Source organism: Cellvibrio sp. KY-GH-1 (assembly GCF_008806975.1).
GTDB lineage: Bacteria > Pseudomonadota > Gammaproteobacteria > Pseudomonadales > Cellvibrionaceae > Cellvibrio.
The window spans coordinates 387667-413491 of sequence record NZ_CP031728.1; the positions used below are offsets into that span (position 1 = coordinate 387667).

At 47.5% G+C, this 25825-nt stretch carries 26 protein-coding genes and 1 pseudogene; 22 read left to right on the forward strand and 5 right to left on the reverse strand.

The features are described 5' to 3' along the window. Window positions 1-68 precede the first annotated feature (68 nt). The 14 genes and pseudogenes from mshL (at window position 69) to D0C16_RS01570 (ending at window position 13930) form a co-directional block, all read left to right on the forward strand. Window positions 69-1853, forward strand: a complete 1785-nt coding sequence (mshL, locus tag D0C16_RS01510) for a pilus (MSHA type) biogenesis protein MshL (protein ID WP_225319012.1) — start codon at window positions 69-71, stop codon at window positions 1851-1853. Between the two features lie 32 nt (window positions 1854-1885). Then, entirely contained in the window at window positions 1886-2806 is a 921-nt protein-coding gene (locus D0C16_RS01515) for an ExeA family protein (protein WP_151030692.1), read from the forward strand. Beyond that, on the forward strand, window positions 2803-4134 hold the full coding sequence (locus D0C16_RS01520; protein WP_151030693.1) for a hypothetical protein: 1332 nt from the start codon (window positions 2803-2805) through the stop codon (window positions 4132-4134). Before D0C16_RS01515 ends, D0C16_RS01520 begins: the two co-directional genes overlap by 4 nt. Before the next feature lie 22 nt (window positions 4135-4156). Beyond that, on the forward strand, window positions 4157-5875 hold the full coding sequence (locus tag D0C16_RS01525) for a GspE/PulE family protein (RefSeq protein WP_151030694.1): 1719 nt from the start codon (window positions 4157-4159) through the stop codon (window positions 5873-5875). Window positions 5876-5897: 22 nt separating this feature from the next. Further along, window positions 5898-7118, forward strand: coding sequence for a type II secretion system F family protein (locus D0C16_RS01530; protein WP_151030695.1), 1221 nt, complete (start codon window positions 5898-5900; stop codon window positions 7116-7118). A 130-nt stretch (window positions 7119-7248) separates the two neighbouring features. Further along, a complete protein-coding gene (locus tag D0C16_RS01535; protein WP_151030696.1) occupies window positions 7249-7641 on the forward strand; it encodes a hypothetical protein in 393 nt (130 codons plus the stop codon). A gap of 178 nt (window positions 7642-7819) precedes the next feature. Then, window positions 7820-8209 carry a type II secretion system protein gene (locus tag D0C16_RS01540; protein ID WP_151030697.1) on the forward strand — a complete coding sequence of 130 codons (390 nt, stop codon included), beginning with the start codon at window positions 7820-7822 and terminating at the stop codon, window positions 8207-8209. Between the two features lie 34 nt (window positions 8210-8243). After that, a pseudogene (locus D0C16_RS24735) lies at window positions 8244-8300 on the forward strand (prepilin-type N-terminal cleavage/methylation domain-containing protein); the annotation flags it as partial. 3 nt (window positions 8301-8303) lie between these two features. Beyond that, a complete protein-coding gene (locus D0C16_RS01545; protein ID WP_255481980.1) occupies window positions 8304-8675 on the forward strand; it encodes a hypothetical protein in 372 nt (123 codons plus the stop codon). Then, entirely contained in the window at window positions 8659-9123 is a 465-nt protein-coding gene (locus tag D0C16_RS01550) for an MSHA biogenesis protein MshD (RefSeq protein WP_151030699.1), read from the forward strand. The genes D0C16_RS01545 and D0C16_RS01550 overlap by 17 nt, the downstream gene beginning before the upstream one ends. Next, a complete protein-coding gene (locus tag D0C16_RS01555; RefSeq protein WP_151030700.1) occupies window positions 9123-9923 on the forward strand; it encodes a type II secretion system protein in 801 nt (266 codons plus the stop codon). The genes D0C16_RS01550 and D0C16_RS01555 overlap by 1 nt, the downstream gene beginning before the upstream one ends. Beyond that, window positions 9913-10413, forward strand: a complete 501-nt coding sequence (locus tag D0C16_RS01560; protein ID WP_151030701.1) for an MSHA biogenesis protein MshP — start codon at window positions 9913-9915, stop codon at window positions 10411-10413. The genes D0C16_RS01555 and D0C16_RS01560 overlap by 11 nt, the downstream gene beginning before the upstream one ends. A 6-nt stretch (window positions 10414-10419) precedes the next feature. Continuing rightward, the gene (locus D0C16_RS01565; protein ID WP_151030702.1) at window positions 10420-13497 is read left to right on the forward strand and encodes a DUF6701 domain-containing protein; all 3078 of its coding nucleotides are present in this window, start codon (window positions 10420-10422) and stop codon (window positions 13495-13497) included. Between the two features lie 22 nt (window positions 13498-13519). Next, window positions 13520-13930 (forward strand): DUF2721 domain-containing protein, encoded by a 411-nt coding sequence (locus D0C16_RS01570; RefSeq protein WP_151030703.1) that lies wholly within the window; start codon window positions 13520-13522, stop codon window positions 13928-13930. A gap of 170 nt (window positions 13931-14100) precedes the next feature. Here the strand turns inward: D0C16_RS01570 and D0C16_RS01575 are convergent, their stop codons facing one another. Beyond that, on the reverse strand, window positions 14101-14634 hold the full coding sequence (locus D0C16_RS01575) for a glycine cleavage system protein R (protein ID WP_151030704.1): 534 nt from the start codon (window positions 14632-14634) through the stop codon (window positions 14101-14103). A gap of 139 nt (window positions 14635-14773) precedes the next feature. Between D0C16_RS01575 and D0C16_RS01580 the strand changes: the two genes are divergently transcribed. Both D0C16_RS01580 and rlmM read left to right on the forward strand, forming a co-directional pair. Then, window positions 14774-15004 (forward strand): YheU family protein, encoded by a 231-nt coding sequence (locus D0C16_RS01580; protein WP_151030705.1) that lies wholly within the window; start codon window positions 14774-14776, stop codon window positions 15002-15004. A 42-nt stretch (window positions 15005-15046) separates the two neighbouring features. After that, window positions 15047-16099 carry a 23S rRNA (cytidine(2498)-2'-O)-methyltransferase RlmM gene (gene rlmM / locus D0C16_RS01585; RefSeq protein WP_151030706.1) on the forward strand — a complete coding sequence of 351 codons (1053 nt, stop codon included), beginning with the start codon at window positions 15047-15049 and terminating at the stop codon, window positions 16097-16099. A gap of 27 nt (window positions 16100-16126) precedes the next feature. Here rlmM and D0C16_RS01590 read toward each other — a convergent pair whose 3' ends face one another. After that, the gene (locus D0C16_RS01590) at window positions 16127-16501 is read right to left on the reverse strand and encodes a hypothetical protein (protein ID WP_151030707.1); all 375 of its coding nucleotides are present in this window, start codon (window positions 16499-16501) and stop codon (window positions 16127-16129) included. Window positions 16502-16638: 137 nt separating this feature from the next. Here D0C16_RS01590 and tusA point away from each other — a divergent pair, with 137 nt between their 5' ends. After that, on the forward strand, window positions 16639-16875 hold the full coding sequence (gene tusA, locus D0C16_RS01595) for a sulfurtransferase TusA (protein WP_151030708.1): 237 nt from the start codon (window positions 16639-16641) through the stop codon (window positions 16873-16875). 95 nt (window positions 16876-16970) lie between these two features. Here the strand turns inward: tusA and D0C16_RS01600 are convergent, their stop codons facing one another. Together D0C16_RS01600 and D0C16_RS01605 are read right to left on the reverse strand one after the other, a co-directional pair. After that, entirely contained in the window at window positions 16971-18449 is a 1479-nt protein-coding gene (locus tag D0C16_RS01600; RefSeq protein ID WP_225319008.1) for an IS1182 family transposase, read from the reverse strand. A 118-nt stretch (window positions 18450-18567) separates the two neighbouring features. Continuing rightward, entirely contained in the window at window positions 18568-19272 is a 705-nt protein-coding gene (locus tag D0C16_RS01605) for a hypothetical protein (protein WP_151030709.1), read from the reverse strand. Between the two features lie 219 nt (window positions 19273-19491). Between D0C16_RS01605 and D0C16_RS01610 the strand changes: the two genes are divergently transcribed. Genes D0C16_RS01610 through D0C16_RS01620 form a run of 3 tightly spaced genes read left to right on the forward strand, consistent with a single transcriptional unit; the run spans window position 19492 to window position 22686 of the window. After that, window positions 19492-20631: a 4-phosphoerythronate dehydrogenase gene (locus D0C16_RS01610; protein ID WP_151030710.1), complete on the forward strand. Its 1140-nt coding sequence runs from the start codon at window positions 19492-19494 to the stop codon at window positions 20629-20631. Then, on the forward strand, window positions 20624-21763 hold the full coding sequence (locus tag D0C16_RS01615) for an ATP-NAD kinase family protein (protein ID WP_151030711.1): 1140 nt from the start codon (window positions 20624-20626) through the stop codon (window positions 21761-21763). Before D0C16_RS01610 ends, D0C16_RS01615 begins: the two co-directional genes overlap by 8 nt. Further along, window positions 21760-22686, forward strand: coding sequence for a class I SAM-dependent methyltransferase (locus tag D0C16_RS01620; RefSeq protein WP_151030712.1), 927 nt, complete (start codon window positions 21760-21762; stop codon window positions 22684-22686). Before D0C16_RS01615 ends, D0C16_RS01620 begins: the two co-directional genes overlap by 4 nt. A 71-nt stretch (window positions 22687-22757) precedes the next feature. Here D0C16_RS01620 and D0C16_RS01625 read toward each other — a convergent pair whose 3' ends face one another. Beyond that, window positions 22758-23972: a pyridoxal phosphate-dependent aminotransferase gene (locus D0C16_RS01625; protein ID WP_151030713.1), complete on the reverse strand. Its 1215-nt coding sequence runs from the start codon at window positions 23970-23972 to the stop codon at window positions 22758-22760. Between the two features lie 96 nt (window positions 23973-24068). Here D0C16_RS01625 and msrB point away from each other — a divergent pair, with 96 nt between their 5' ends. Together msrB and D0C16_RS01635 are read left to right on the forward strand one after the other, a co-directional pair. After that, window positions 24069-24464: a peptide-methionine (R)-S-oxide reductase MsrB gene (msrB, locus tag D0C16_RS01630; RefSeq protein WP_151030714.1), complete on the forward strand. Its 396-nt coding sequence runs from the start codon at window positions 24069-24071 to the stop codon at window positions 24462-24464. A 250-nt stretch (window positions 24465-24714) separates the two neighbouring features. After that, window positions 24715-25821, forward strand: coding sequence for an efflux RND transporter periplasmic adaptor subunit (locus D0C16_RS01635; protein WP_151030715.1), 1107 nt, complete (start codon window positions 24715-24717; stop codon window positions 25819-25821). Window positions 25822-25825: the final 4 nt, after the last annotated feature.

Sequence of the window (25825 nt, forward strand, 5' to 3'; positions counted from 1 at the left end):
CAATGCTCATAAGAGTTAAACAAAAAAAACCTGCGAGAAAATCAGGGTTTTGCACAGCGCACAGCGTGATGTTGTTGACGCTAGCAGCCGTATTGTTCGGTTGCACCTCCAGCGACTCCCACAAAAGGCTGATCGGCGAGGAAGCAATGGATAAGGTCGTTGAGCAGCAGCGCGCGCAAAAAGATCACCCGCCTTCAGTCCCGGCGGAAGTGAGCAAGACCCTGCTCGATAACAACGCCATCGCTGCCGGTGGCAATATCAAAGGTAGTTACGATCGCTTCGATGTCTCTGTTCGTGACGTTCCCGCACAGGCATTTTTTCTTGGATTGGTTAATGGTACGGGTATAAACCTGGTGGTGCATCCCGATGTTAGTGGCAGTGTTACGCTGGATCTGAAAAACGTGACGGTTGATGAGGTATTGCGGGTTACCCGCGATATTTATGGTTACGAATACAAGCGCGATCGTAATATTTACACGGTCTATGCCAATGCGTTGCGTACTGAAGTTTTCCAGATTAATTATCTCGACGTGCAACGCGTAGGCGTTTCCGACACCAGTGTAGTGATTGGTCAAGGGCAATCGTCAGGTAACAACAATAACTCCAATTCCAACTCAAATACGGGTGGTGGCAACAACGCTTCCAGTGGCGGCGAGATGGCTAACCTCTTAAGTATGATTGAAAGCGCCCAAGGTAAGAATAATACGGGTAATGCGCGCAGTGGTTCAGCATTGGCGCCTGGCTCGCGTGTGCAAACGCTCAATCGTACGGATTTTTGGAGTTCACTTGAGAAAACCATCGTTTCCATCATTGGCGGCGAAAGCGAAAGCCGTTCGGTAATGATTACCCCGCAAGCAGGCATGGTAGTAGTAAAAGCAATGCCCAATGAATTAAGCGCGGTGCGCGATTTTCTGGAACGCTCCGAATTGAGTGTTAAACGGCAAGTGATTTTGGAAGCGAAAATTCTGGAAGTTCGTTTGAGCGAGGGGTTTGAGGCAGGTGTGAATTGGGGCGCAATTAGCGGACAAATTGCTGCGTCCAAAAATCTTCAAGACAATTTCGCCATTAACACTGATGGGTCTGGCACGGAAGTAAATGAGTTTCGGCCCGTTAACGTTAATAGATTGTATGTGGATGCGGAAGGAAATTTGCAAAATCTGTCTATTCCTTCGCGAGAGTCAATTGGTGGCACTGTTGCCGGGTTAATTCAAGTAACAGATATTACTAAGTTGCTGTCCCTATTGGAAACGCAGGGTACAGTGCAAGTTCTTTCCAGCCCGCGAGTGTCTACTGTAAATAATCAAAAAGCGGTTATTCGCGTAGGTTCAGATGAATACTTTGTTACCGGTATTTCCAGCAACCAAACCAGTAATGCTGCAACAACTACCTCTACTCCAAATATCGAATTGTCGTCATTCTTCAGTGGGATTTCACTGGATGTTACTCCGCAAATTTCCGAGCGCGGCGAAGTTATCCTGCACATTCATCCCGTGGTTAGTGAAGTTACTGATCAACAAAAAGTATTCACTGTTGGCGATGAAGAATTCGCGCTGCCGTTGGCGCTGCGCGGTGTGCGTGAATCAGACAGCATCGTGAAAGCAGCAAACGGTCAGGTAATTGTTTTGGGCGGTTTAATGACTGAGTCCTCTAACGTTACCGATGGTAAGCGGCCGCTGTTAGGCGATATTCCCGGTGTTAATGCTTTGTTTCGTACCAAACATAAAGCTAAAGCCAAAACCGAGTTGGTAATTTTGTTGCGCCCTATCGTTGTGGGTGAAAGCACCTGGGATGCGCAACTCAATGAGGTGCAAGGCAATATGCAACGTTTGGGCGAGACCTACAGGAATAAATAGCAAACCGCGAATGTTTGCAGGCGAGGTTTCCCATGTACCGTCAACACTTCGGATTAAAGGAGCATCCGTTTTCGCTAACGCCGGATACGCAATTTTACTTCAATAGCCAAAGCCATCGCGAAGTACTGAGCACACTTTTACTGGCCCTGCGGCATAGTGAAGGCTTTATAAAAATTGTCGGTGAAGTCGGTACAGGTAAAACCCTGCTGAGCCGTAAACTATTAGCGAGTCTGGGCGAAAATTTCATCACAGCTTATATCCCCAATCCTTATTTAACACCTGACGAACTTAAATGGTTTCTAGCCGAAGAAATTGGTATTGCCTATTCACCTGAAATTCCTTCTTATCAATTATTAAAAGATATTAATTTGCGCTTGGTGGAATTGGCGCAAAAAAAGCGGCAGGTGGTATTGGTGGTGGATGAAGCCCAAGCAATGCCGCGCGAAACTATAGAAGCCTTGCGATTGCTTACCAACCTGGAAACTGAAAAAAGCAAACTGCTACAGGTAGTACTCTTTGGTCAGCCTGAATTGGATGACTTGTTGGATCGGCCTGATTTACGTCAATTAAAGCAGCGCATAGTTTTTGCTGAGTATTTACAAACAATCCCCAAAGCCAGTTTGGTGGATTATCTGGCCTATCGCTTAAGTTCGGCCGGTTACCGCGGCGCTGCACTGTTCTCCTCTTCCTCGGTGGGGCTGTTATACAAAGCGTCTGGCGGAGTTCCGCGTTTAATTAACGTGATTGCTCATAAAGCGCTGTTGGCTGCGTATGGGCAGGGCGCGGACCGCGTGAGCCGCAAACATATGGTGCGCGCCATTATGGATACCGCCGAAAGTCGTTCATTTGGGCGGTGGCTTGCGCGGCGCGATTATTGGTTATGGCCGACCTTGGCAGCTGGCGCAGCGGCGGTGATTGTGTTGGCCCCCAGTCTGCTGGGGAGCATGTCATGAGCCTATTAAATGACATGCTGCGCGATTTATCCCACACCCAGAAAAGTGTGGAGCACGCGTCGGTATCCACGTTGGAGTTACAAGACAGTGAACAGCGTGAATTGCTGAATCAATCAAGCGTGATCAAACCTGAACCTGGAAAAGTTTGGCCCAGTGTTGCGACATTTTTTTGTGTATTGCTGTTGTTGTGGGTCTGGAAGTCGGCAGTAAGCGAGGAGGGCGCCGAACGAGCGCTTGAGGGCGTTCCTGCTGATTCTGCTGCACCGTTAGTAGAGACTTCAGCAAAGTTGCCACGCGCGGTTGATGCACAGGACGCCGCTTCGGTGAATCCCGCGCTTGTTGAATCTGGCCAGCCCGATGGTTCCTATTCTGTGGTTGATCAGACTCGGACTACCGCAGACACCGCTTCTCCGAGCGCTGACGCAATAAATTCCAGCGCAACATTAAATGACCGTTTGGCTTCTTTGGAAACGGCAATCACCAAACTATCCAGTGCGATGGAAGAATCCCAACACGCCGCAAATGACAGGGCTAAGGTTGTACTTGATGAAGCTGAACCTGTTGCTGCAGAAGCTTCGTCACTGCAAGCGACCGCCGTTATTGCAGAACCGGTGAACTCCGTAAGTATTCGTGATCCTTTTTTGCCTTCGCAAAATGTTGATCAGCTAAACGTGCAAAAACTTAATACTGTAGAAAAAGTTTCTTTAGCTGAAACTGACGCGAATCCACAACCCGCAAATTTGCATTTGTCGGTAACCCGCAATGCAGAATCCCAGGATCAACGGCAGGCAGAGCAAGCGCGACAACTGGTGGCGCAAGGACAATTCAGTGATGCCATTATTGCGCTGCAAGCCTTTATCGCCAAAACACAAGTGTCTCAGGAGTCTACGCGGGTATTGCTCGATATTTTTGTGGAGCAGGAAAATGTTGCCGCGATTGAGGCGCTACTGTCACACGCGGATTATTTAAATCAACTTGATAAGCAATTCTATTCTGCAAAAGTCGCAATTATTCAACAGCGCGAAGATCGTGCAATTGAATTGCTGGAGGCGCAGGCAGCCGAGGCAGAAGAGCGAGAGGCTTATCGTGCGCTGTTAGCGTGGTTATATCAACGTGCCGGAAAATACGCTGAAGCGGCAAATGCTTATCGCCGTATGCTCGGCAGCTTTGGGGAGAAACCATCTTATTGGTTGGGTTTCGCGCTCGCGCAGGATTCATTGAGCCAGCGACAAACCGCCAGGCAAGCCTATTTGCGCGTGGCAGAGTATGCGGATTTACAACCCGAAGTTCGCGCTTATATCCAGCAGCGTTTGCTTGCTTTGCAATAGCAGGAATTTTACAGAGCCTTTTATGATGAACACATTTTCACAAAAGCGTATTCGTATTGGTGATTTGTTGGTTGAAAAACAAATGATCACCGAAACCCAGTTGCAGCATGCGTTGCAAGAACAAAAGCTGACAGGGCGAAAGCTGGGGGCAACGCTCGTCGAGTTGGGTTATGTCGAAGAAAACGCATTGCTCAATTTGTTGTCGGCGCAATTAAATATTCCGTTTGTGGAATTAAAGCAGTTTCGGTTTGATCGCGATCTGGTACAAAAATTACCTGAAACCAGTGCGCGCCGCTATCGTGTGATGTTATTGCGTGAAGATTTTGACGGTCTGTTGTTAGGTATGGCTGACCCAACGGACATTTTCTGTCTGGATGAATTGCAGCGCATCTTACAAAAGAATTTAAAGCCGGCGGTGGTGCGCGAATCTGAATTACTGGACATTTTGGATATTGCCTACACCCGTGCCAGCGAAATTGCGACCCTGGCCGGTGAGCTGGATGAAGAGTTGCAAGAGTCCGCGGTGGATTTGGCGGACTTTGCAGTGGATGCAACGGATACTGAAGCACCGGTAGTGAAATTGCTGCAAAAAATATTTGAAGAGGCAATCAATACCAAATCCTCTGATATTCATATTGAACCCGATGAAAAAGTATTGCGTATTCGCAATCGCATCGATGGTGTTTTACTTGAGCAGGTGATGAATGAAAAACGTATCGCCTCTGCCTTGGTTGTACGTTTGAAGCTAATGTCCGGTCTGGATATTTCGGAAAAGCGCTTGCCACAGGATGGTCGCTTCAACTTGAAAGTGAAACATCACAATATCGATGTGCGTATTTCTACGATGCCGGTGCAATTCGGCGAATCGGTGGTAATGCGTTTGCTGGATCAAACTGATGGTGTGAGGCCATTGGATGCCGTGGGGATGCCGCCCCATTTAATTGATCGGTTTCGCAAAGCCATTACCCGCCCTCACGGTTTGGTATTGGTAACCGGTCCAACGGGTAGCGGTAAAACCACAACGCTCTACGGCGCTTTATCCGAGTTGAATAAACCGGAGAAGAAAATTATTACCGTAGAGGATCCGGTTGAGTATCGCTTGCCGCGTATCAGCCAGGTGCAGTTGCATGAAAAAATTGGTTTGAACTTCGCCAGTGTATTGCGTGCAACCTTGCGGCAGGACCCCGATATTCTATTGGTGGGTGAGATTCGCGATGCGGAATCTGCTGAAATTGCGCTGCGCGCCTCGATGACTGGCCACATGGTGTTGTCGACCCTCCACACTAATGATGCGGTTACATCGGCACTACGTTTAATGGATATTGGTGTCGATGGCTATCTAGTTGCGACAGCTTTGAAGGCAATTATCGCGCAGCGTTTGGTTAGAAAAATTTGTACTAGTTGTGTTCAGCCCTACACGCCCAATCCCAATGAACAACAGTTGCTAGCTACCGTGGGCAAGGGGCGCAGTTTCGCGAACGTTACTTTTAAGCAGGGAACCGGTTGCCCGCATTGCCACAATACCGGGTATCGCGGTCGTGTCGGGGTGTTTGAAATGCTCGAACTGAATCAGCCGATGGCAGAGGCGTTGCGTATGAACGATATCAACGGGTTCACCAAAGTCGCTTATGAAACGTCGAGCTTTGTGACTCTCAGTGAGGCGGCTTTGGCGTATGCCATTGATGGAATTACCACCCTGGATGAGGTGATGGCAATCTCTGCGCAAATTGATGAACTTTAATTAGAGTTGGTGATGAAAATTCATGGCAATTTTCGAATTCAAAGGGCGTAACGCTGAAGGGCGATTAATTTCCGGGCAATTGGATGCTTCCAGCCCCGACGCGGCAGCAAGCCAGTTGTTGGGCCGGGGAATTACCCCCGTAGAAGTCAAAGCATTTATTGAAAAACTGAGCTTTTCTGAGCGGTTCGCCAGAGCGACTAACAGTGGCAAAGTAGAAGCCGTTGAGCTGATTATGTTTTGCCGGCAAATGCACACTATTTCGCGCGCGGGGATTCCGTTGGTGAAAGGTTTGCGCGGCTTATCAGCGTCCTTGTGTAATTATACGTTTCAACAGGCGCTTAACGATATTGTGGAACGTCTGGAAGCGGGTGTGGAATTATCCGTGGCGATGCGTGCCCATCCGAAAATTTTTAATAATTTATTTGTTAGTCTGGTGAATGTGGGGGAAAACTCTGGCCGGCTGGACTTGGTATTCAAACAGCTCAGTGAATACATGGAGCGTGATTTGAATACGATCAAGAGTATTAAAACTGCATTGCGTTACCCAACCTTTGTGTTGGTTGCTATCTCAATTGCGATCACCGTTATCAATATCAAGGTAATTCCGGCATTTGCTGGAATGTTTGAAAAGTTCGGTGCGCAATTACCTCTGCCAACACGAATTCTGATCGGCATTTCCGATTTTTTTGTTAATTACTGGATGTATCTATTTGCTGCAGTCGCGGGTTTGGTAGGTTGGGTTTATCACTACGTCAATACTCCCGAAGGTAGCCGCGTATGGGGGCGAAAAAAGCTGCGGGTTATTATCATTGGCGACATTATTGAGCGAGCCTCCTTGGCGCGCTATTCGCGTTCGTTTGGATTAATGCTTAATGCTGGCCTGCCGATTAATACCGCCTTGGAGCTAAGCGCACGCGCCATCGACAATCCTTACCTGGGCGATAAAATTCGCGCAATTCGCGCGGGTATCGAGCGCGGGGAAGGGCTTTACCAAACCCATCTGGTGAGTGGCATGTTTACTCCGCTGGTATTGCAAATGATTTCCGTTGGGGAGGAGAGTGGGCAGGTGGATGCACTGCTTGCTGAAGTCGCACTGTTTTATGAAAGTGAGGTGGAGTACGACGTTAAGCAGCTCAGTGACCGAATTGAGCCCATTATGATCGTGATCATGGCGGCATTTGTCGTCGTATTGGCGTTGGGTATTTTCTTGCCCATGTGGGACATGTACAACATCCAAAAGTGAGGCCCCATTGAGCCAGAGCGACAGCCGGCGGCGATTTGAATATTTTATTGTGGCAACCATTATTGCCATAATCGCGCTGGTAGCTTTGGATCGTTATTCCCAAACTGCAAAAAAAACGCGTATTTTGCGATTGGAAATTATATCGCATCATTTTTTGACGGCAGCAGCAAATTTTCGCAGCGAGTTTTTAATATCTAAAGTTTTGAAGAACCCTAATGATGCGAATAAAGGGTTATTAATTAATGGTAAATGGCTTTATGCATCTCCTCAAGGTTGGCCGGCATCTGTTTCTCCGGTAGTCGGAGAAACTTTTCGCCCTAAGGATGTTGATTGTTATCAGCTCTGGCAGTTGTTGCTATTAAACCCGGCGCCTATCACCCCCGCAGAATTTAGTGAAAGCACTTATGAACTCCGCGCATTTGCCCGAGCGGAGGCTTGCCGTTACTTATCGGTTGGTGAAGGTGCTTATTTTGATTATTTTCCATTAACAGGCCAGTTGCTATTTTCGGTTATTAGTAATTAGTCGTTTAAATATTAATTTGCTTAGTAACTGGAATTTCCAAAGCAATTGGCTATATTTCGAATAACTGTGTGAACGCTTAACAGCCTGTTGCCGGTTGTCATGGAAGTGATTATTGGCTTCCCGAATTCCGGGAGCGATGTTTTGGTTAATTTAAATTTTTTCTGCCCGGAGCTTTAGTATGAAACAACAATCTGGTTTTACCTTAATCGAATTAATTGCAGTTATTGTGATTTTGGGAATTCTCGCTGCAACCGCACTGCCGCGTTTTATTGATTTATCTGATGCCGCTGAAGATGCAGCGTTAAATGGAGTTGCAGGTAGTTTGGGTAGTGCCATGGCTATGAATTATGCAGCAGCAGTTGCCCGGTCGGCTGGTATTACTTCGGGTACTGCCCATGTTGCTATTACTGACTGCAACCAGGTTGGCACTATATTAGTTGGAGGAATGCCCGCCGGATACACAGTTGCTTCACAGGCAATTGCAACGCTTGGTGTTACCGCTACTTGCGTCGTAACGCAAACGTCATCAACAAAAACTGCCAATTTCCAAGGCGTAGGTGCGCCATAATTGCAGGTGTACTTTGTCCAATGGCTAGTTTTATATGTTGATCAGGCAGCCCAGAGGGTTCACATTAATTGAGCTTGTTTCGGTCGTTGTATTAGTGGGAGTCCTTTCAGTTGTACTTTTTTCCCGCTTGGGAGGCGTACATACTGCCAATATTCAATCAAGCCGCGATGATGTCATCGCGGCTTTATTTTTTGCGCAGCAACAAGCCATGATGCGCAGTACGGGTAATAATATCCGCGTAGTGCTCACCACTAATTCTGTGTCAGTCACTGAAGATGGTGCCGCTATTAATTTAGGCGGGAGTTATTACCCCTTGGCGTTACCGTCCGGGATAACGGCATCTTCGGCAACGTTTAGTTACGATAAATTAGGCAGAACTACTGCCGGAACAATCACCCTGAGTGGGAGTGGTGGAGTATCCGCAAGTATTCGGGTGGAGGCGAGTGGTTATGCCTTTGCCAACTAAAAGAACGCTAAAAAAATGGCAGTTAGGTGTGAGCCTGATTGAAATGGTTATTTTTATTGTCATCGTCAGCGTGGCGATGATTCCACTTATCAGTGCCGATCGTCAGGCGATGATGCATAACGTTGATCCACTCATTCGCATTCGCGCTGTCGAAGCGGCGCAATCCTTACTTGATGAAATTCTCGCGCTTAAATACGATGAGCAGACACCAACGGGTGGAATTCCTGCATGCTCTTCGGTGCAAGCTGGATCGGTAGCTTGTAATAATAATCCGGATTCGAACAGAAACGATGTAGATGATTATCAGGGATGGAGCGATGTTCCTTACACCGGTTATGCGCGTAGCGTTAGGGTAACCACCAACGCTAATATCAAATTGGTAGAGGTCAGCGTAACCACGCCAACGGGTGAAACTATATTGCTAGCCGCCGAGCGAGCAAATTTCTGATGATAAATTCTCATTTTATTAAGCAGGGGAAGCAACAGAAAAGGCCGTGGCAGCACAGCGGCTTTACGCTGATTGAAATGGTTGCGGTTATTGTAATTTTAGCCATTCTTGCCACCATAGGCACCGGCTTCGTTGTGCAAACGACGGAGGGATATCAGCGTACCCAGTCGCGCGCATTGCTGGCCAATACAGCGCGGCAAGCATTGGAACGCATGACCCGCCAACTGCGAATGGCGTTACCTAATTCGGTGCGCGTTTTGAATGGCGGCAGTTGCATTGAATTTATGCCGATTGTTGCGGGGGGAAATTACTTTAACCCTGTGGCCGATGGAACTAACGGTGTTGCGCCAACGGCAAGCATTCCTGCTTCGTTGGTCACGGTGGATTTTGGTACAGCGCGTCATTTGGTGATAGGCGCAAACCAGCCAACAGAAATTTATGCTGCTGTAGCTGCCGCGCGCGAAACCTACAATGGTTACGCGACTAATGCATTGCAAATTGGAACGGCAAGGCAGTGGGCGCGTAACTCTATGGGGAAGCGTTATTATTTGCTGGATAATCCATTGGCGTTTTGTGTGGTGAATTCAGAGCTGCGTTTTTATGGCAATCTCACGGTAACGGATACACCACCTACGGGTGCGTTCGATATTCTTGCACGAGGAGTCACTAGTACCACTCCTTTTAGTCTCGCTGCGGGTAGTGAAAATCGTAATACTCGCGTTGATATTGCATTAGGTATTTCCAGTAGCGGTGAAACACTCACTTACACGCAGGGGGTTTTTATTCGCAATGTCCCCTGATATTTATTTAATAAAATCATCTGCTCACCAGCGCGGTTTTTTATTGCCGTTAGCGCTGTTTATTTTGGTGGTAATGGCCGCGCTGGCGGTGACTATTTCGCGCACGGCTACGCAAACACAAACGTCCAGCGTCCAGGAATTTACCAACATCCAGTCTATATACGCTGCTGAAAGCGGCGCGCAGCGCGGCATGCAAGCGTTATTTTTAAATACGACGACGCGACAAGCAACCGATGCAGCCTGCGCAAGTATGGCCATTAATCATAATTTCCCCGGCGTCAGTGGGTTGCAAATATGTACCGCAACGGTGAATTGCGTTTGCCGTTATCGCGATAACACTGCTTGTAATTCCGGTTCCGCAGCAAACTATGCAACGACAGCCGCAGTAGGTGTTACAGTGAGCTTTTATACGTTAACGAGTGTCGGAGTTTGCGGTTCCCAACAATTTCGGGCGAGTCGTACAGTACAAGTCGGTTCCTTTCGGGAGTAGGAATAAATGGTTACGCGGATAAATTATTTAAAGCGTTATCGATTATTCATTACCATTGTTGTTGGTGTATTTTTATTGTCCTGTTGTTTGGGGTTGCAGGCGGCGACCTATAATTTAACAAGCGGCTCTTATCCTCCGTGTAATACCAGTTGGAGCGTTTCTGGAACTACTTATACCTGTAATGGGAACGGGCGAGTAACGCTTGCTAGCGGCGATATATTAACGTCCAATACAACAATTACGATTTCTGCCGATAATGGTTTTGTACTTACCAATAACACAATTGGCAGTAGCACCAATCGTATCAATCTTGTCGCTAACTACGGCGCTATCCAATCGGGTAATACGAATACCATATACGGGAACATTACTGCTAACAGTAGTGATATCACGCTGATTAATACCTCGATTACTGGAACCGTAACGACAGGAGGAAATATTAACCTCACTGGCGGTGCGGTTACCGGAAAAATAACCAGCAGTAGCAATACGATTACTACCAATGGCACTAATTTAAGTGGTGGTGCGCAAGCGCAATCAGGTATGAGTATTACCGGTGGGACGATTGCCGGTGCTTTTGTAATGACTGCAAATAATACCGCTACATTTTCCGGCGTGACTATGACCAGTGGCAGCATTAGTGGCGCGAGTTCGGTGACTATTCAAAGTGGTAGTGTACTGGGCTCCGGTTCCAACTCAATTACGATCAGCAGTAATAGTGGCCCGATCAATGTAAACAATTCGACTGTGTATGGAAACCTGACTGCGCCGAATTATTCGACCGTGAATATTACTAACGGCGGTGCTGTTTATGGCACTTGCGTACCCAATTCTACGCCGGCGAGCGCGTGTAATAGTGCTACTACTGTCGTGGATCACTATCGTATTTCCCTCACTAGCCCGGCAATAACCTGTGAACCGGCGGCTATTACGATCACGGCATATAACAGTTTGGGTAATACGGTTAATCCTGCTAATGGCACAACTATTACCTTAAGTACTTCGCCGGCAACAGGCGTTTGGGTTGGGGGGAATACTTTTACATTTACAGGCAGTGCGAGCGCTACAACAAAGTATTTACAACAAACATCTGCGGCAACGCTAAACATTAACGTGACTGATGGTACGCGTACTGAAAGTGCATCCTATGACCCGAGTATCAGCTTTGTTAATTCTGCTTTGCTTTTTTCTACAATTTCTACACAAACAGCGGGTGTAAGTGGTGCTTTTACTCTTCGCGCAATTCGTACCGACAATAGTACAGGCGCTTGTGTGGCCCAAATCACGGGTACACGGAATGTTGATCTAGCTTATGAATGTAGAAATCCAGTGAGCTGCGTTGTCGGGGAGAAGTTAACCATTAGTAATGGTAGTGTAGCTGTAGATATTTCTTCCAATCCGAATAACTCGGTAGTGGCCTATCAAGCAGTTTCCCTAACATTTGATGGGTCCGGCGTCGCGTCAAATATTTCATCTAATTATTCCGATGTGGGCGCTATACGCTTACATGGTCGGGTAAGTTTATCTGCCTCGGGAAATAATCCTGCTATTACGTTGACAGGAAACAGCAATCAGTTTGTGGTTAAACCTCATACGCTGGCAGTGAGTGGTATTACTACACTGGCCAATGTGGCTACACCGGGAACGACAACTACTGGAGCGGGATTTGTTGCCGCCAATGAAAAATTTAAAGTGCTCATACAGTCGCGCAATTTTAGTGGCTCGCCAACGCCAAACTTTGGCAACGAAACGACTTCGGAAAAAAATGCCATTACACTCACTGCGTCCACGCTAGTTCATCCGACGGGCGGAACCTTAACAACCTTAACCAATACCGGTAGTTTTTCTGCAACAACGCCCGCAGGTACTTTTGTAAATCCTGATATTCAGTGGAATCAGGTTGGTAGCATTCGTATTACGCCGGCCCTGACCGATTCCGATTATTTATCGGCCGGCAATATTGCCAATTACAGTGATGGAAACGTTGTGGCAGGGCGCTTTTATCCGGATCATTTTACTTTGGTCAATGCTACGATAGCCTCGGCTTGTGTCGGTACAGGATTTAACTTTAGTTACATGGGGCAAAGCTTCACCACTCAATATCGGGTGGAAGCGCGCAGTACCAATGAAACTGTCACCACCAATTATCATGAGTCCAGTTCAAGTTCCAGCGTGAGTAGCTCTAGTGCGGCCAGTTCAACGGCAGGCTGTTCAACAGGTTCTGGCACTGCGTCTGGAACCGGTTATGCGAATGTTGAATGGGTTGCTGAAAATGCAGATAACTGTGTGAATCTCGGGGCGCGCGTAACTGCACCGGCTACCTCCTGGGTTAACGGGGTGCGGCAAATTACTGCAACGGGCACTACAAATTTTGCTCGGCAAAATTCAACAGCACCTGACGGCCCCTTCGAAAGTTTGCAATTAGGGCTACGCGTAACGGACACCTTGGATTCACGGCAATTACAGGCCTTGAATATGAATCCTAATACCACGGGTGCGTGTGCCGGGGCCGCGTGTACAGCGATAACGCTGGGTGCCCCCTTGGTTATGCGTTACGGGCGAGTGCGACTGGATGACGCTTTTGGGCCTGAAACGGCAACCTTACCCGTTAATTTTTTGACTGAGTTTTGGTCGGGAAATGTTTTTATCAGAAATAATGTTGATAGTTGCACAACAATTTTGCGTAGTGCAATTTCTTATCCATCAGGAAGTATCGCGACGCCGACAAATTTAACCGTTGCATTAACGGGTGGAACAACAACGGGTCAGTATGGTGTTACTGCCGCACAAAACACTTCCGTCACTGCAGCTAATATCGGTTTTGCTACGGGGAGTGCCAATCATTCGTTTTCTACTCCAACTGGTAGTGCGACCGGATCGTTTACCGTTACGGTTAATTTGGCTTCGTATCCCTGGTTGCGGTTTGATTGGGATGGCCAAAGTGGTGTGCCTTCAGATGTAAATTGCGCGCTTCCGAATACAAACCCAAGTCGTAGTCCTGATTGTAATCTGCGCGCCAACTATCAGTTTGGCAGCTACCGCGGACACGACCGCGTAATCTATTGGCGCGAACTATTTCAGTAGTCATATACCGGATGATGTATTTATGGAAATGACCATTACCACGCCCAGTTTATTGTTCCCTGCAATTTCGTTGTTGATGCTTGCGTACACCAATCGCTTTGTAACACTCGCCAACGTGATTCGTCAGCTAAGTAATTTGGAAAATGCGCCCAGCCGTGATTTGGTAATTCGTCAAATCGAAAACCTGCGCATACGTATGACGGTAATTCGGTTTATGCAGGCGTTCGGTGTTTTGTCATTTGTGTTCTGTACGCTGTCGATGTTTTCGCTGCTATTAGCCTTTCAGGTGGCGGGGATGTACCTATTTGCTGTGAGTTTAATTCTGCTGGTGGTCTCTTTATTGTTTTCTTTTTATGAAGTGAATATCTCAACCAAAGCGATCAATATTGAGTTAGAAAAGTTTGATGCTGAATTGGAGCGCCGCAAGCACTAGCGGCATTTATTTATCTATTTTACATCCATATACTTTGTAGCTATCCAGGTTTTAGCGAATTGCTTTATCGCTGTGTATCTCGTGGGTATGGATTATCGATACGCTGTAAATACTAAGGGCCACGATTGTGGCCCTTAATAGTTGACGCAAGGGAATGTTGAAGCAGGGGGTTAGCTATTGCGCTCGGTTGAGGATTCCAGTCGAATATCAACCGCTAGTTCGTCGGCAATTTTGTCAAGATAGTCATAAAGTTCATTCATATCCACAGTTTTTGGGACTTCAATCACCCCGGTCGCTTCGAATAGCGGCTCGCCGGACCAAGGCATGCTTGAGCAGGCCGTTTCCAATTCACCCATGTTTATATGGCGCGCAGCGAACGCCTGGGCGATTTCGCGTACAATGCCCGGGCGATCATTACCGACAACGCTAAAGCTGAATTCGCGGCTGTCTGGCTTGGAGGTGGTAATCGCATTATCGACAACAATTTTGAAGCCTTTGCTACCCAGCTCATTCAAAGCGGCGCGCAGCTGATCCTGATGCTCTTTGGCGACAGCAACTTGCAGAATGCCGGCAAATTTGCCCGCTAATTGCGCCATGCGGCTTTCCAGCCAATTCCCCTGGTGTTGGCTGATGGTTTGCGCAAGTTGTTCTACTACGCCGGGACGGTCATCACAAAGGACAGTTAATACGAGTTGCGTGTTCACGTTGCATCCTTATTGTTAAATTGTTGATACAGAATCGGTAGGTTTAAACCAAGATTACTCCGCTTGTGTTACCTGAACAAGTCAGAAATCGAATCGGGGTTAAATCAGAGTTGAATGCAATGAAAATTGGTAGCTTTAGATGATTATTCCCTATGAGCAATTATCGAGCGACGCATTGCAAGGATTGATTGAGGAATTCATTACCCGCGAGGGCACCGATTACGGTGAGGAAGAAATACCGCTCAGTGTAAAAGTTGAACAAATCAGGCAGTTGCTTAAACGACGTGAAGTCGTGGTGGTATTTGATACTGCCACTGAATCGGTCAGCATTTTGCCGCGTCGCGATGCGGAGTTACTCGGGCAAGAATAGTGGCTTGCATGAGTGTTCGTTCCAATCAATAAAGAGAAAATTGTGAATCATTTATTTTTACATTGTCGTCCCGGGTTTGAAAAAGAGTGTGCCGCAGAAATCACTGATCTTGCGGGTGAGTTGGGTATTTACGGCTACAGTAAGACCAAAGAGAGTAGTGCCTATATTTTATTCGTCACTCACGAGCCCGATGGAGCCAGTCAGCTTATTAAAATGCTGCGTTTTCGGAAATTTATTTTTGCTCGCCAGTGGTTTGCTTGTGCTGAAATGATCAGTGATTTGCCAGTAGCGGATCGTGTAACGCCATTGCTTGCCGGGGCGCAGGGATTTGGTGAGGTGCGCGAGTTAGTGATCGAGACTGTCGATACTAATGAGGGCAAAGAACTTTCAGGCTTGTGCAAAAAATTCACCGCACCGTTTGAAAAAGCAATGCGTGCGGCATCCTTGTTCTCTGCGAAAAGCAACATGCGCATGCATCTGGTGTTTATTTCGGGAACTCAAGCTTATCTTGGTGTAAGTCCGGTAAATAATTCATCGCCTTGGCCGATGGGTATTACCCGCTTGCGTTTGCCCAAAGAGGCGCCCAGTCGTGCAACCTTAAAACTGGAAGAGGCGTGGCATCACTTTATTGCGGCGGAAGATTGGGATGAGCGTTTGGGCGCTGGTATGCGTGCTGTGGATCTTGGTGCTGCTCCAGGTGGTTGGACTTGGCAGTTGGTACGGCGGGGGATGTTTGTTGAGGCAGTTGATAATGGCCCAATGGATAAAAATCTAATGGAAACCGGGCAGGTAACGCACATGCTAAGTGATGGTTTTTTGTATGAACCCAAAAAGCCGGTAGATTGGTTGGTGTGCGATATTGTTGATAAGCCCGCGCGCGTTACGAGTATGATTATTAAGTGGTTCACTAAAAAATATTGTCGTGAAGCGGTTTTTAATTTAAAACTGCCGATGAAGCAACGCTATATGGAAGTAAAAAAATGTGAAGAGCGAATAGTTTCTGAACTCGAAAAGGCGGGGTTTCGCGTGGATATTCAATTTAAGCAGTTGTATCACGATCGCGAAGAAGTAACCGGGCACTTGCGAGTTTTTTAATGGAGTGATTATTTAGTATTTGCAAGTCTATTGGTAGGCCGTTTTATCTTGCATATCCGTTGCAGTGTGTTGCAATACCCACTCAGTGAGTTGTACCCAGTCCTCAATGAGTGAACGCAACAGGGTCATGTGGCTTGGAGGGAGGTCATGTTTGCGCAATGCTTCCTCACCTATGTCCGTGAGTACGGAAACAATCTTGCCAATAGTGTGTGCTTTTAATGCCGCTAGCACTTCGTTATTGCGCAGCATTTCGCCGGTGTATGCGGACTGCAAATCTTCGTAAGAAACGGCTGTGGTGAAATCTAACGTTTGCTTTACGGCGTGTGCCAATAGCGGGTGGTTGGTGCGTAATAAGCGGAAGGTTAGCTCCAGTGACTGGCGACTAAAAAAATCAGAAGGCATATAATCGTTTATCGTTTTCCGAGACATCGAACAATGTTCCTCGGTAGTGAAAAGTTTCTCCTGATTTTATTTTCCTATGTGTTAATCATAGCTACCGCTTAGCTATTTGCTGAATTTTTTATAGACGATTTAAAACTATGAATGAACAAATTGATAAAACTTTGGATACCTCTGGTTTGCTTTGCCCGGAACCGGTAATGATGTTGCATAAGGCTGTCAAAGAAGTGGCGATTGGCAATCTTATTGAAGTGATTGCAACCGATCCGTCAACACAGCGCGATATTCCAAAATTCTGTTTGTTTCTCGGGCATGAATTGGTTGAGCAGAAGAAAAACGAATCGCAGTATCTGTATTACATTCGCAAAAATAAATAATCAGATCTTTGTTGCTTGACAAAAAAATAACGCCGCTAATGCGGCGTTACAGATCGTTGACAAACCCCACCCTAAAAAAGTGGGGTTTTATTTTTTTAGCTCGCGCTGTGCATCAACCGCATTTCTGGCGATTGATTTCCAATCCGTTCATTTTTCTCGATAAAACGCGATATAAGTATCCACAGCGCTTGAACAAGGCCTAACACCACCAATGGATTATAAAAACGCGCCAGCAACAGCGCTATCTTCTTCATATTCTGGCACGCAGCCGCCAACAAACACTGGCCACTCACGCGACGCAAGCCGCGATAACGTGCATATCTATGACCGTGCAATTGTTTCGCGTCGGCAAAGCTGCGCTCCACCGTTTCCTTTCTGCGTTGATAAATCCGTTTGCCTTGCTCGGTGAGTCGTCGCGCATCAGTGCGCTCCACACTGTCTTGCCACACATGGCGTGTGATGACTTTGGTGTGGTTGCGACTGCGCGTGCATTGATCCAAAAACGGACAGCGTTTGCATTGCTCTGAATCGGAGCGGTATTCGCGATAGCCCAATCGGTTGGTGGTGTTATATGAAATCAACTGACCCGCCGGACAGGTGTAATGATTCTGATCGGCATCAAACACAAATTTGCGCCTGGCAAATAAGCCTTCCGCTTTGTTGGGGCGGCGATAGCCAATAACGCCCTCAATATTGCGATCTTCCAAACCTTTGCAGATGCCTGCAGTTTTGTAGCCTGCATCCAATCCCACCGTGTACGGATAAATATTGAAGGCCGTTAATTGGCGATCCAGGCGTGCCAAATAAGGTTTGCTGTCATGCACGTTGCTCGGTGTGACGTGGGTGTCCGTGATGATGTTGTATTTACCATCCACGGTGCGATGGTCGAGATAATAAAATCCTTGGGGCTTGCCTTCGCGTGTTAAATAACCACTATCGGGATCAGTGGTGCTGACTTTAATGTCGCGGGTTTTTGGCTCGGTATCGCCCGCTTTTTCTTTTAGTGGGGCTTTGCCGTTGGCAATTCGGTCTTCATCAATCGCCACTTCCAACGCGGTTAAATAATCCGTCGGCGTTTGCGTGACGGTGTGAATTTCAAACTTCTTTTTATTGGCATTGGCTTTCATGTGGGTGCTGTCGGTGTAAAGCACATCGCCGCCCACCAAGCCGTGGCCAATTGCTTGGCGAACAATCTCATCAAAAATTTGTTGCTCAATATCAGTCGCTAAAAACCGGCGCCGACGTTGCTGGCTAAAGGTGGAGGCATCAATGATTTTATCCGTGAGACTCAACCCCAAAAACCAACGATATGCCACATTCACTTGCACCTCGCGCACTAACTGCCGCTCGCTGCGCACACCAAACAAATAACCAATAAACAGCATTTTAAATAACAACACCGGATCAACTGCAGGGCGGCCGTTGTTATCGCAATATAAATGGCGGACTTGGTCGCGGATAAATTCGAAGTTGATGTACTTGTCGATTTTGCGCAGTAGATGGTCAGCCGGAACGAGATCCTCAAGGATCACCATTTCCAGTGTGTGTTGGCGCGGCGCAGGTTCTTTGAGCATGGCAGTCATCACAAGAAAGTGTGCTGCCATTAAACGCAAACCCCCAGCTTTTGGCTAGGGGTTTGTCAGCGGTCTGTAACGCCGCTAATGCGGCGTTATTTTTTTGGGGCATGTTGCATTAAGTCTGGATGCCATCGACAAGCAAGGAGATGGCAGCAAGCGCTTCCGGGTCTTCTGCTTTAATTTTGTTGGCGATCTGGTGTTGGAAGAAGTAGCGGAATTGTTCGCTGGCTTGAGCTTCATACAAGGAGTCATCGCCGGGTAGTACCGGAGTACTAACTACCTTGGCTGGGTCGCTGATCATGGCGTACACACTGCCGTCATAATGCAGGCACCAACTTACTACTTCTACCAATGACAAGCGCTTGCTATCGGGTACCGCCAGAACAGCGTGGGTACCTATGGTATCCGGCAGCTCCTGGATAACGTCATCGCCACTGTCGCACTGTACTTCGTAGTATTCCGCTGCTGTTTCAAGCTCTATGACTTTGTGCATCGGAGCTTCGAAAAACAGCTCATCAATACCCGGATCATAATAGCCTTCCCAGTGACCATTCAGTGGATCACACAGGTCTGGGCAGGGGACTATGTCATTTAACCAGGGAACTAAACCCACTACTTCGCCATTGGCACGCAGGCCCCAGCAAAGGATTTTCAGGCTGTAGAGTTTTTCGGAGCTGGTATCGTTAGAGTAGAGCATCTCTAGCCCGTCCAATTCTGGAGCAAGGCGGATAAAGCGCTCATCATGAATAGCTGAATAAGTCTTCCTGGTGAAGAGATCAACCACATTATCCATGTTGTGGCCAGTGTGCGAGGTCTTCATAATACCACCCCCTAAATTGAGGTAGATCCCGCTGCGGGTAAACCCTGACAACGGGTTCCAAACGATGGTTTTAACGTCACCATCACTATATAAAGTATATGCTAATTCACCAAAGCACAACTGCTATGGTTGTTTTTTTTATTCCGTGGATTTATTTGGCGTCTACTTTTGCAGCAAACAGAACATATACACGCCTTTTCTGGCAATAAGCGAGCTTTTATGAAGATAGTTGCGGATGAAAACATCCCGCTAGTGAATGAGTTTTTCAGTCGCCTTGGCGAGGTTACCCGCCTTCCGGGGCGCAATATGACCCCGGCGGACATTCGTGATGCTGATGCCCTGATTGTTCGTTCAGTCACCCGGGTGAATGAGGCTCTGCTTGCGGGTAGTAAGGTTAAGTTTGTCGGAACCTGTACTATCGGGGTTGATCATCTTGAGCAGGCTTATCTGGATTCCAATAACATTGGCTGGTCCAGTGCTCCAGGATGTAATGCTAACTCGGTGGTTGAGTATGTGTACGCGGCCTTGGCTCATTTGGATATTAACTGGCTTCCGGTGAAGTTCGGTATTATCGGTTGCGGCAATGTAGGTGGGCTGCTCTATCAGCGTTTGAAGGCTCAGGGGGTGAATGTTCGTTGCTACGATCCCAATCTTACCGCTGCGCAAAATCCGGATTTAACGTCACTGGAGGACGTGTTGTCCTGTGATGTCATTAGCATGCATACCCCGTTGGTTATGGATGGATTGCATCCCAGTTTTCATTTGCTCAGCCATACCGAGCTGAATCAACTAAAGCCGGGGGCGGTATTAATTAATGCCGGACGCGGCGCGGTGATTGATAACCAAGCGTTGCTAGAGGTATTGAGTGCGCGTACGGATCTGCGGGTAGTGCTGGATGTATGGGAGCCTGAACCGGACATTTCATTGGAGCTACTCGACAAGGTGTTATTGGGAAGCCCGCATATTGCCGGTTATAGCTACGATGGCAAACTTAATGGAACTGAAATTGTTTACCAGGCATTGTGTAAGCATATTGGTACCCAGCCCCAAGCCTCGCTCGCAGAATTGGTTGCTCCCTTGGCAAATAATCAACTGCGGGTAGATGATGAAACCAAATCGGTATTCGAAATTGCCCAGTCGTTAATCCAACAGGTATACGACATAGTGGCTGATGATGCTCGTCTACGTGATACTGCGCGCAAGGCGCTCGCAGGTGAAATTAATTTTGGCGAAGGTTTTGATCATTTGCGGAAACACTATCCGAAACGCCGTGAATTTCATAATTACCAGGTGCATTTTGAATCCGTAAGCGATTCCGATAAGCAATGGCTGCAAGTATTGGGTTTCCGCTGTGTTTAAATTGGGTTTAATTATTAATCCCTATGCGGGATTAGGTGGAAGTGTTGGGCTAAAAGGTTCTGACGGCGAGGCAATCCGTACTGAAGCGTTGATGCGCGGTGCAGAAATGCGTGCCCCGCAACGTATGGCGCGTGCCTTGCAATCCTTACTGATATTTCGCAATCAAATTGAAATTTTTTGTTTTGCGAAGGATATGGGCGAGACTATTGTTCGCGATCTCGGTTTTACCGTGCATATCGTCGGTGCTGCACAACAATCTCCCAGTGAAGCAGCTGACACTTGCGCTGCCGCCACTGAATTAATGAATCAAGCTGTTGATTTAATTTTATTTGCCGGTGGTGACGGTACCGCGCGTTTGATTGCCGATGTGGTTGGCACCCGTCAGCCAGTACTTGGTGTTCCCTCCGGCGTGAAAATGCATTCCGGCGTTTATGCAATTTCGCCGGAAGCGGCAGGTGAAATTGTTAAACAGCTGTTGACTGGGCAGCTAGTGAATATTGCCGAGCGCGATGTAAAAGATATTGATGAAGATGCCTTTCGCAACGGCCAGGTGCGCGCACGTTTTTATGGCACTTTGTTGGTACCAGAGGATTCGCAATTTCTTCAGCAAGTAAAAAATGCGGGTACTGAACGCGATGAGCTGGCACAACTAGATGTTGCGCAGGAAATGATTCAGCAATTAAAACCGGATACTTTGTACCTCGTCGGCCCTGGCTCAACGACACACTTGTTTTTGCAGGAGTTGGGATTGGAGGGTAGTTTATTAGGTGTAGATATATTGTTGAATGATGAATTGATCGCTATCGATGTGACTGCGGCGCAAATTCTCCTGCAACTCAAGCAATTTTCTGGCCCGGTTAAAATGATTATTACGGCGATTGGAGGTCAGGGCCATATTCTTGGGCGTGGCAACCAACAATTTACACCAGAGGTTTTGCGGCGAGTAGGGAAAGACAATATTGTTATTATCGCTGCGCGCGGAAAAATTCTTGCACTTAATGGTCGTCCATTGCTGGTGGATACTAACGACCCGCAATTGGATCAATCCTTTAGTGGTTATACACGAGTGATTACCGGTTTTAACGAAGCGATTATGTATCCGGTTGGTTACTCGGCGGGCGATAACACATGAAAGTCATTATTGAGCGATTTGAACAGCTTGCTGAAAAAATTCGTCTACAGGAAAGAATCGATAGCTATCGCGTTTTTCACGGGCGAGGGCGGACTTTTCCCGGTTTGGAGTTTGTCACGATCGACTTTTTCCAACCTGTCATTCTGCTGACCTTGTTTGCTGAGCCCCAAGAGGGGTGGTTATCTGATTTGGTTTCCAAATCAAGAATGCTATTTGATGAAAATAAAACCGCTTTTCTTGTTCAGTCTCGTCACCAAGCAGGAGCGCCGAGTGAATTGCTGTGGGGGAGTTTGCCTGAGCATTGCGTTGCTCTCTGCGGGAATTTGCAATTTTCTTTGCATTTGGCCCAACAGCAAAACAGCGGCTTTTTTCTGGATATGGAGCCGGGTAGAGCATGGCTTCAGCAGCATGCCCACGGTAAGCGAGTGTTGAATTTATTTGCTTACAGCTGCGCCTTCTCCGTCGTGGCGGTCGCTGCCGGCGCGGCGGTTGTTGTTAATGTAGATATGAGCAGTGCCGCGCTAAATTTGGGGCGTAGTAATCACCAGCTCAATGGCTTGGATAAAACCCGTAGTGAGTTTCTAGCGGAAAATATTTTAAAGTCATGGGGCCGCATAAAAAAGCGCGGTCCGTATGATCTGGTAATCATAGATCCACCTTCTTATCAAAAAGGTAGTTTTATTGCAGAAAAAGACTACGCCAAAGTAATTCGTCGTTTGCCTGAACTTATGCCAGAAGGTGGTTTGGTATTGGCTTGCTTAAATGCTCCGGAATTAAGTGAGGGTTTCTTACGGCAGGTGGTGGCTGAAAACTGCCCTGAAGCAGAATTTATTGAGCGCTTGCAGTCGCATAAAGATTTTCCGGATGTAGATCCAGAACAGCAGTTAAAGTTATTAATCTATAAAGTGCCGTCACAGGCTTGAAGCATAAAAAAACCAGCGCGAAGCTGGTTTTTTTATTTTCTGCGGAAACACAAAAATGAAATTTCTGTGGCTTACTGCGAATAGCGTGACAGGAAACTCCCAAAGCGTTGAATGGCTTTGGTTAGATCATCTTCTCTCGGTAAAAACACAATGCGGAAGTGGTCGCGGTTCGGCCAGTTAAACGCAGTACCTTGTACCAGCAACACTTTTTCCTGCAACAGGAAATCCAGAATCATTTGCTGGTCATCCTTAATTTTGTACATGCTTAAATCGAGTTTTGGAAACAGGTACAAAGCGCCTTTGGGTTTTACGCAGGAAAGACCGGGAATTTCTGCAATGGCTTTCAGTGCCGTATCACGCTGGTCACGCAAGCGACCGCCGGGAATAATTAGTTCGTTAATACTTTGATAGCCGCCCAGTGCGGTTTGTACTGCATACATTGCGGGTACGTTTGCACAGAGGCGCATGGACGACAACATTTCCAGGCCTTCAATGTAGCTGCGCGCGCGATGCTTGGCCCCGCTGATGACCATCCAGCCGGAACGAAAACCTGCCAAGCGATAGGCTTTGGACAAACCGTTAAAACTGACGCAGAGTACGTCCTGTGCCAATTTACCCATGGGGATAAATTCTGCATCGTCGTACAGGATTTTGCTGTATATCTCGTCGGCAAAAATAATCAGGTTATGGCGGCGGGCAAGTTCAACAATAGATTCCAACAGTTCACGGCTATATACCGCACCGGTTGGGTTGTTGGGGTTAATCACCACAATGCCACGGGTTTTATCGGTAATCTTGCTTTCAATATCAGCCAGATCCGGGAACCAGTCGGCTTGCTCATCACACAGGTAATGGCGAGCCTTACCACCCGCAAGGTTTACTGCCGCAGTCCAGAGTGGGTAATCAGGGGCGGGAACCAGGATCTCATCCCCATTGTTCAGCAGGGCCTGCATGGCCATCACAATCAGTTCACTGGCACCGTTGCCGAGGATGATATCTTCAATTTCAACGCCGGGGATTTCCAGACGCTGGCATTCGTGCATGATCGCTTTACGCGCGGCAAACAAACCCTTGGATGCGGTATAGCCCTCGGCATTGGCGAGGTTATGGATGACGTCCTGGATGATTTCATCCGGCGCCGAAAAACCGAACGGGGCAGGGTTGCCGATGTTCAGCTTCAGAATACGATGGCCTTCCTCTTCGAGGCGGTTAGCATGCTCGAGTACCGGGCCGCGAATGTCATAGCAAACTCCGTTGAGTTTGTCGGATTTCTTAATCGGGTTCATTTGCAGTAAGATGCCTTGATTGCGGTAACGCGTGATTGCGGTTGAAAAACACTCGAATAATCGACCTTAACTAGTTGATCTGTCAAGGAAATCCTTATGGCTGCCAACGAAAAATTTAGTGATAACCACTGGCGCGAAATACTAACGCCTGAGCAGTACCGGATTTGCCGTGAAAAAGGCACAGAAAGGCCCTTTTCGGGCGAATATTGGCAGGAGTTCAATACGGGCGATTACCGTTGTCGCTGCTGCGGAGAGCTACTGTTTGATGCAGATACCAAGTTCGATGCTGGCTGTGGTTGGCCCAGCTTTTACGCTCCGGTAAACAAGGTGGCTATTCGTGAGTTGCTGGATACCAGCCATGGTATGTTCCGTACCGAGGTGCTCTGTCGCAATTGCGAATGCCACTTGGGGCACGTGTTTACCGATGGCCCTGAGCCTACCGGTTTGCGTTATTGCATCAACTCCGCATCAATCAAGTTCGATAAAAAATAACCAGGCGGCTGTCGAGCCAACGATAAACGGCTCGACAGTGCTTTGTTAAATCCCTTTCGCGTTTTTAACGTGTTTGCACAATTGCACTGATCCGTTGGATTTTGTAAACAAGTGTTAAATTTTTAGTTCCCCTTCGATGAAACCTTATCCTTACGTAAATATCCGCACATAAACCTATATTCTAAACTTGCTCAATGACCGGCATGGTTACAAAAAAAGCACAACCATGTGCAGCCCAAGGGAGAACCTTATGACTTTACTACCGCGCTTTATAAAAAGCGGTATTTTAACCAGTGCCTTATTAAGTATTAGTGTTATTGCGCAGCCACCGGCAGACAAAGCAGTGGAAGTGATTGTGCAGCCTGCCAGCACTAAAAATTTAACTACCAATATAGAGGCGCTCGGCACCTTGAGAGCCAACGAATCTATTTCGCTTACCTCCAACGAAACCAAAAAAATTACCCGTATTAATTTTGACGATGGACAGCGTGTAACCAAAGGGCAAGTGCTGGTTGAAATGACCAGCCGTGAGGAATCGGCATTGCTTGAAGAGGCGCGCTTTAATGCCGACGAAGCTAAAAAGCAATTGGATCGCGTGCGCGAATTGGCTAAGCGCGGTGCAGCTGCCCAATCATTGCTCGATCAGCGTATTCGCGAATATGAGGCTGCGCGTGCACGTTACAACGCGACTGAATCCCGTTTGAAAGATTTAATTTTATTAGCGCCTTTTTCCGGAGTCGTTGGGCTGCGAGAAACGAGTGTTGGGGCGTTGGTATCACCCGGAGATCAAATCACAACGCTCAATGATGATTCAGTGATGAAGTTGGATTTCACTGTGCCTGCTATCTATTTGCGCAGTCTCGCGCTGGATTTACCCATAGTGGCAAAAAGCCGCGACCTGGACGGACGGGAATTTCACGGCAAGGTTCTCAGCATAGATAACCGTATCGATGAAGTGACTCGCTCAATCAAAGTGAGAGCGATACTCGACAATAAGAATCACGAGCTGAAACAGGGTATGCTCATGCTGGTGGACCTAAAAGCCGGCGCGCGCGATGCGCTCGTAATTTCTGAATCGGCACTGGTACCTCTAGGCAGTAATAACTTTGTGTTTGCAATAAAAAATACTGACGGCAAAACCACTGTGGAACGTCGCCAAATTCAAATTGGCGAACGCCTCGCTGGCGCAGTTGAGGTCATTAAAGGGGTAGAAGCCGGCGATAAACTGGTCACCCATGGGTTGCAAAAAATCCGCCCCGGACAAGTTGTTAAGGTAATGGCAGAAGAAAAGCCAGTTGCTGAGCAGGTGGGGGAAGCGCCGCATCTTTCTGATTTGATTAACGCACAAACTCACTGAGGGT

What these genes read in the sequence shown, in the direction of transcription:
- mshL (WP_225319012.1), top strand. Translation starts at nt 69, where the DNA reads ATGTTGTTGACGCTAGCAGCCGTATTGTTCGGTTGCACCTCCAGCGAC.
- D0C16_RS01515 (WP_151030692.1), top strand. Translation starts at nt 1,886, where the DNA reads ATGTACCGTCAACACTTCGGATTAAAGGAGCATCCGTTTTCGCTAACG.
- D0C16_RS01520 (WP_151030693.1), top strand. Translation starts at nt 2,803, where the DNA reads ATGAGCCTATTAAATGACATGCTGCGCGATTTATCCCACACCCAGAAA.
- D0C16_RS01525 (WP_151030694.1), top strand. Translation starts at nt 4,157, where the DNA reads ATGATGAACACATTTTCACAAAAGCGTATTCGTATTGGTGATTTGTTG.
- D0C16_RS01530 (WP_151030695.1), top strand. Translation starts at nt 5,898, where the DNA reads ATGGCAATTTTCGAATTCAAAGGGCGTAACGCTGAAGGGCGATTAATT.
- D0C16_RS01540 (WP_151030697.1), top strand. Translation starts at nt 7,820, where the DNA reads ATGAAACAACAATCTGGTTTTACCTTAATCGAATTAATTGCAGTTATT.
- D0C16_RS01550 (WP_151030699.1), top strand. Translation starts at nt 8,659, where the DNA reads ATGCCTTTGCCAACTAAAAGAACGCTAAAAAAATGGCAGTTAGGTGTG.
- D0C16_RS01555 (WP_151030700.1), top strand. Translation starts at nt 9,123, where the DNA reads ATGATAAATTCTCATTTTATTAAGCAGGGGAAGCAACAGAAAAGGCCG.
- D0C16_RS01560 (WP_151030701.1), top strand. Translation starts at nt 9,913, where the DNA reads ATGTCCCCTGATATTTATTTAATAAAATCATCTGCTCACCAGCGCGGT.
- D0C16_RS01565 (WP_151030702.1), top strand. Translation starts at nt 10,420, where the DNA reads ATGGTTACGCGGATAAATTATTTAAAGCGTTATCGATTATTCATTACC.
- D0C16_RS01570 (WP_151030703.1), top strand. Translation starts at nt 13,520, where the DNA reads ATGGAAATGACCATTACCACGCCCAGTTTATTGTTCCCTGCAATTTCG.
- D0C16_RS01580 (WP_151030705.1), top strand. Translation starts at nt 14,774, where the DNA reads ATGATTATTCCCTATGAGCAATTATCGAGCGACGCATTGCAAGGATTG.
- D0C16_RS01590 (WP_151030707.1), bottom strand. Translation starts at nt 16,501, where the DNA reads ATGCCTTCTGATTTTTTTAGTCGCCAGTCACTGGAGCTAACCTTCCGC.
- tusA (WP_151030708.1), top strand. Translation starts at nt 16,639, where the DNA reads ATGAATGAACAAATTGATAAAACTTTGGATACCTCTGGTTTGCTTTGC.
- D0C16_RS01600 (WP_225319008.1), bottom strand. Translation starts at nt 18,449, where the DNA reads ATGCTCAAAGAACCTGCGCCGCGCCAACACACACTGGAAATGGTGATC.
- D0C16_RS01605 (WP_151030709.1), bottom strand. Translation starts at nt 19,272, where the DNA reads ATGAAGACCTCGCACACTGGCCACAACATGGATAATGTGGTTGATCTC.
- D0C16_RS01610 (WP_151030710.1), top strand. Translation starts at nt 19,492, where the DNA reads ATGAAGATAGTTGCGGATGAAAACATCCCGCTAGTGAATGAGTTTTTC.
- D0C16_RS01620 (WP_151030712.1), top strand. Translation starts at nt 21,760, where the DNA reads ATGAAAGTCATTATTGAGCGATTTGAACAGCTTGCTGAAAAAATTCGT.
- D0C16_RS01625 (WP_151030713.1), bottom strand. Translation starts at nt 23,972, where the DNA reads ATGAACCCGATTAAGAAATCCGACAAACTCAACGGAGTTTGCTATGAC.
- msrB (WP_151030714.1), top strand. Translation starts at nt 24,069, where the DNA reads ATGGCTGCCAACGAAAAATTTAGTGATAACCACTGGCGCGAAATACTA.
- D0C16_RS01635 (WP_151030715.1), top strand. Translation starts at nt 24,715, where the DNA reads ATGACTTTACTACCGCGCTTTATAAAAAGCGGTATTTTAACCAGTGCC.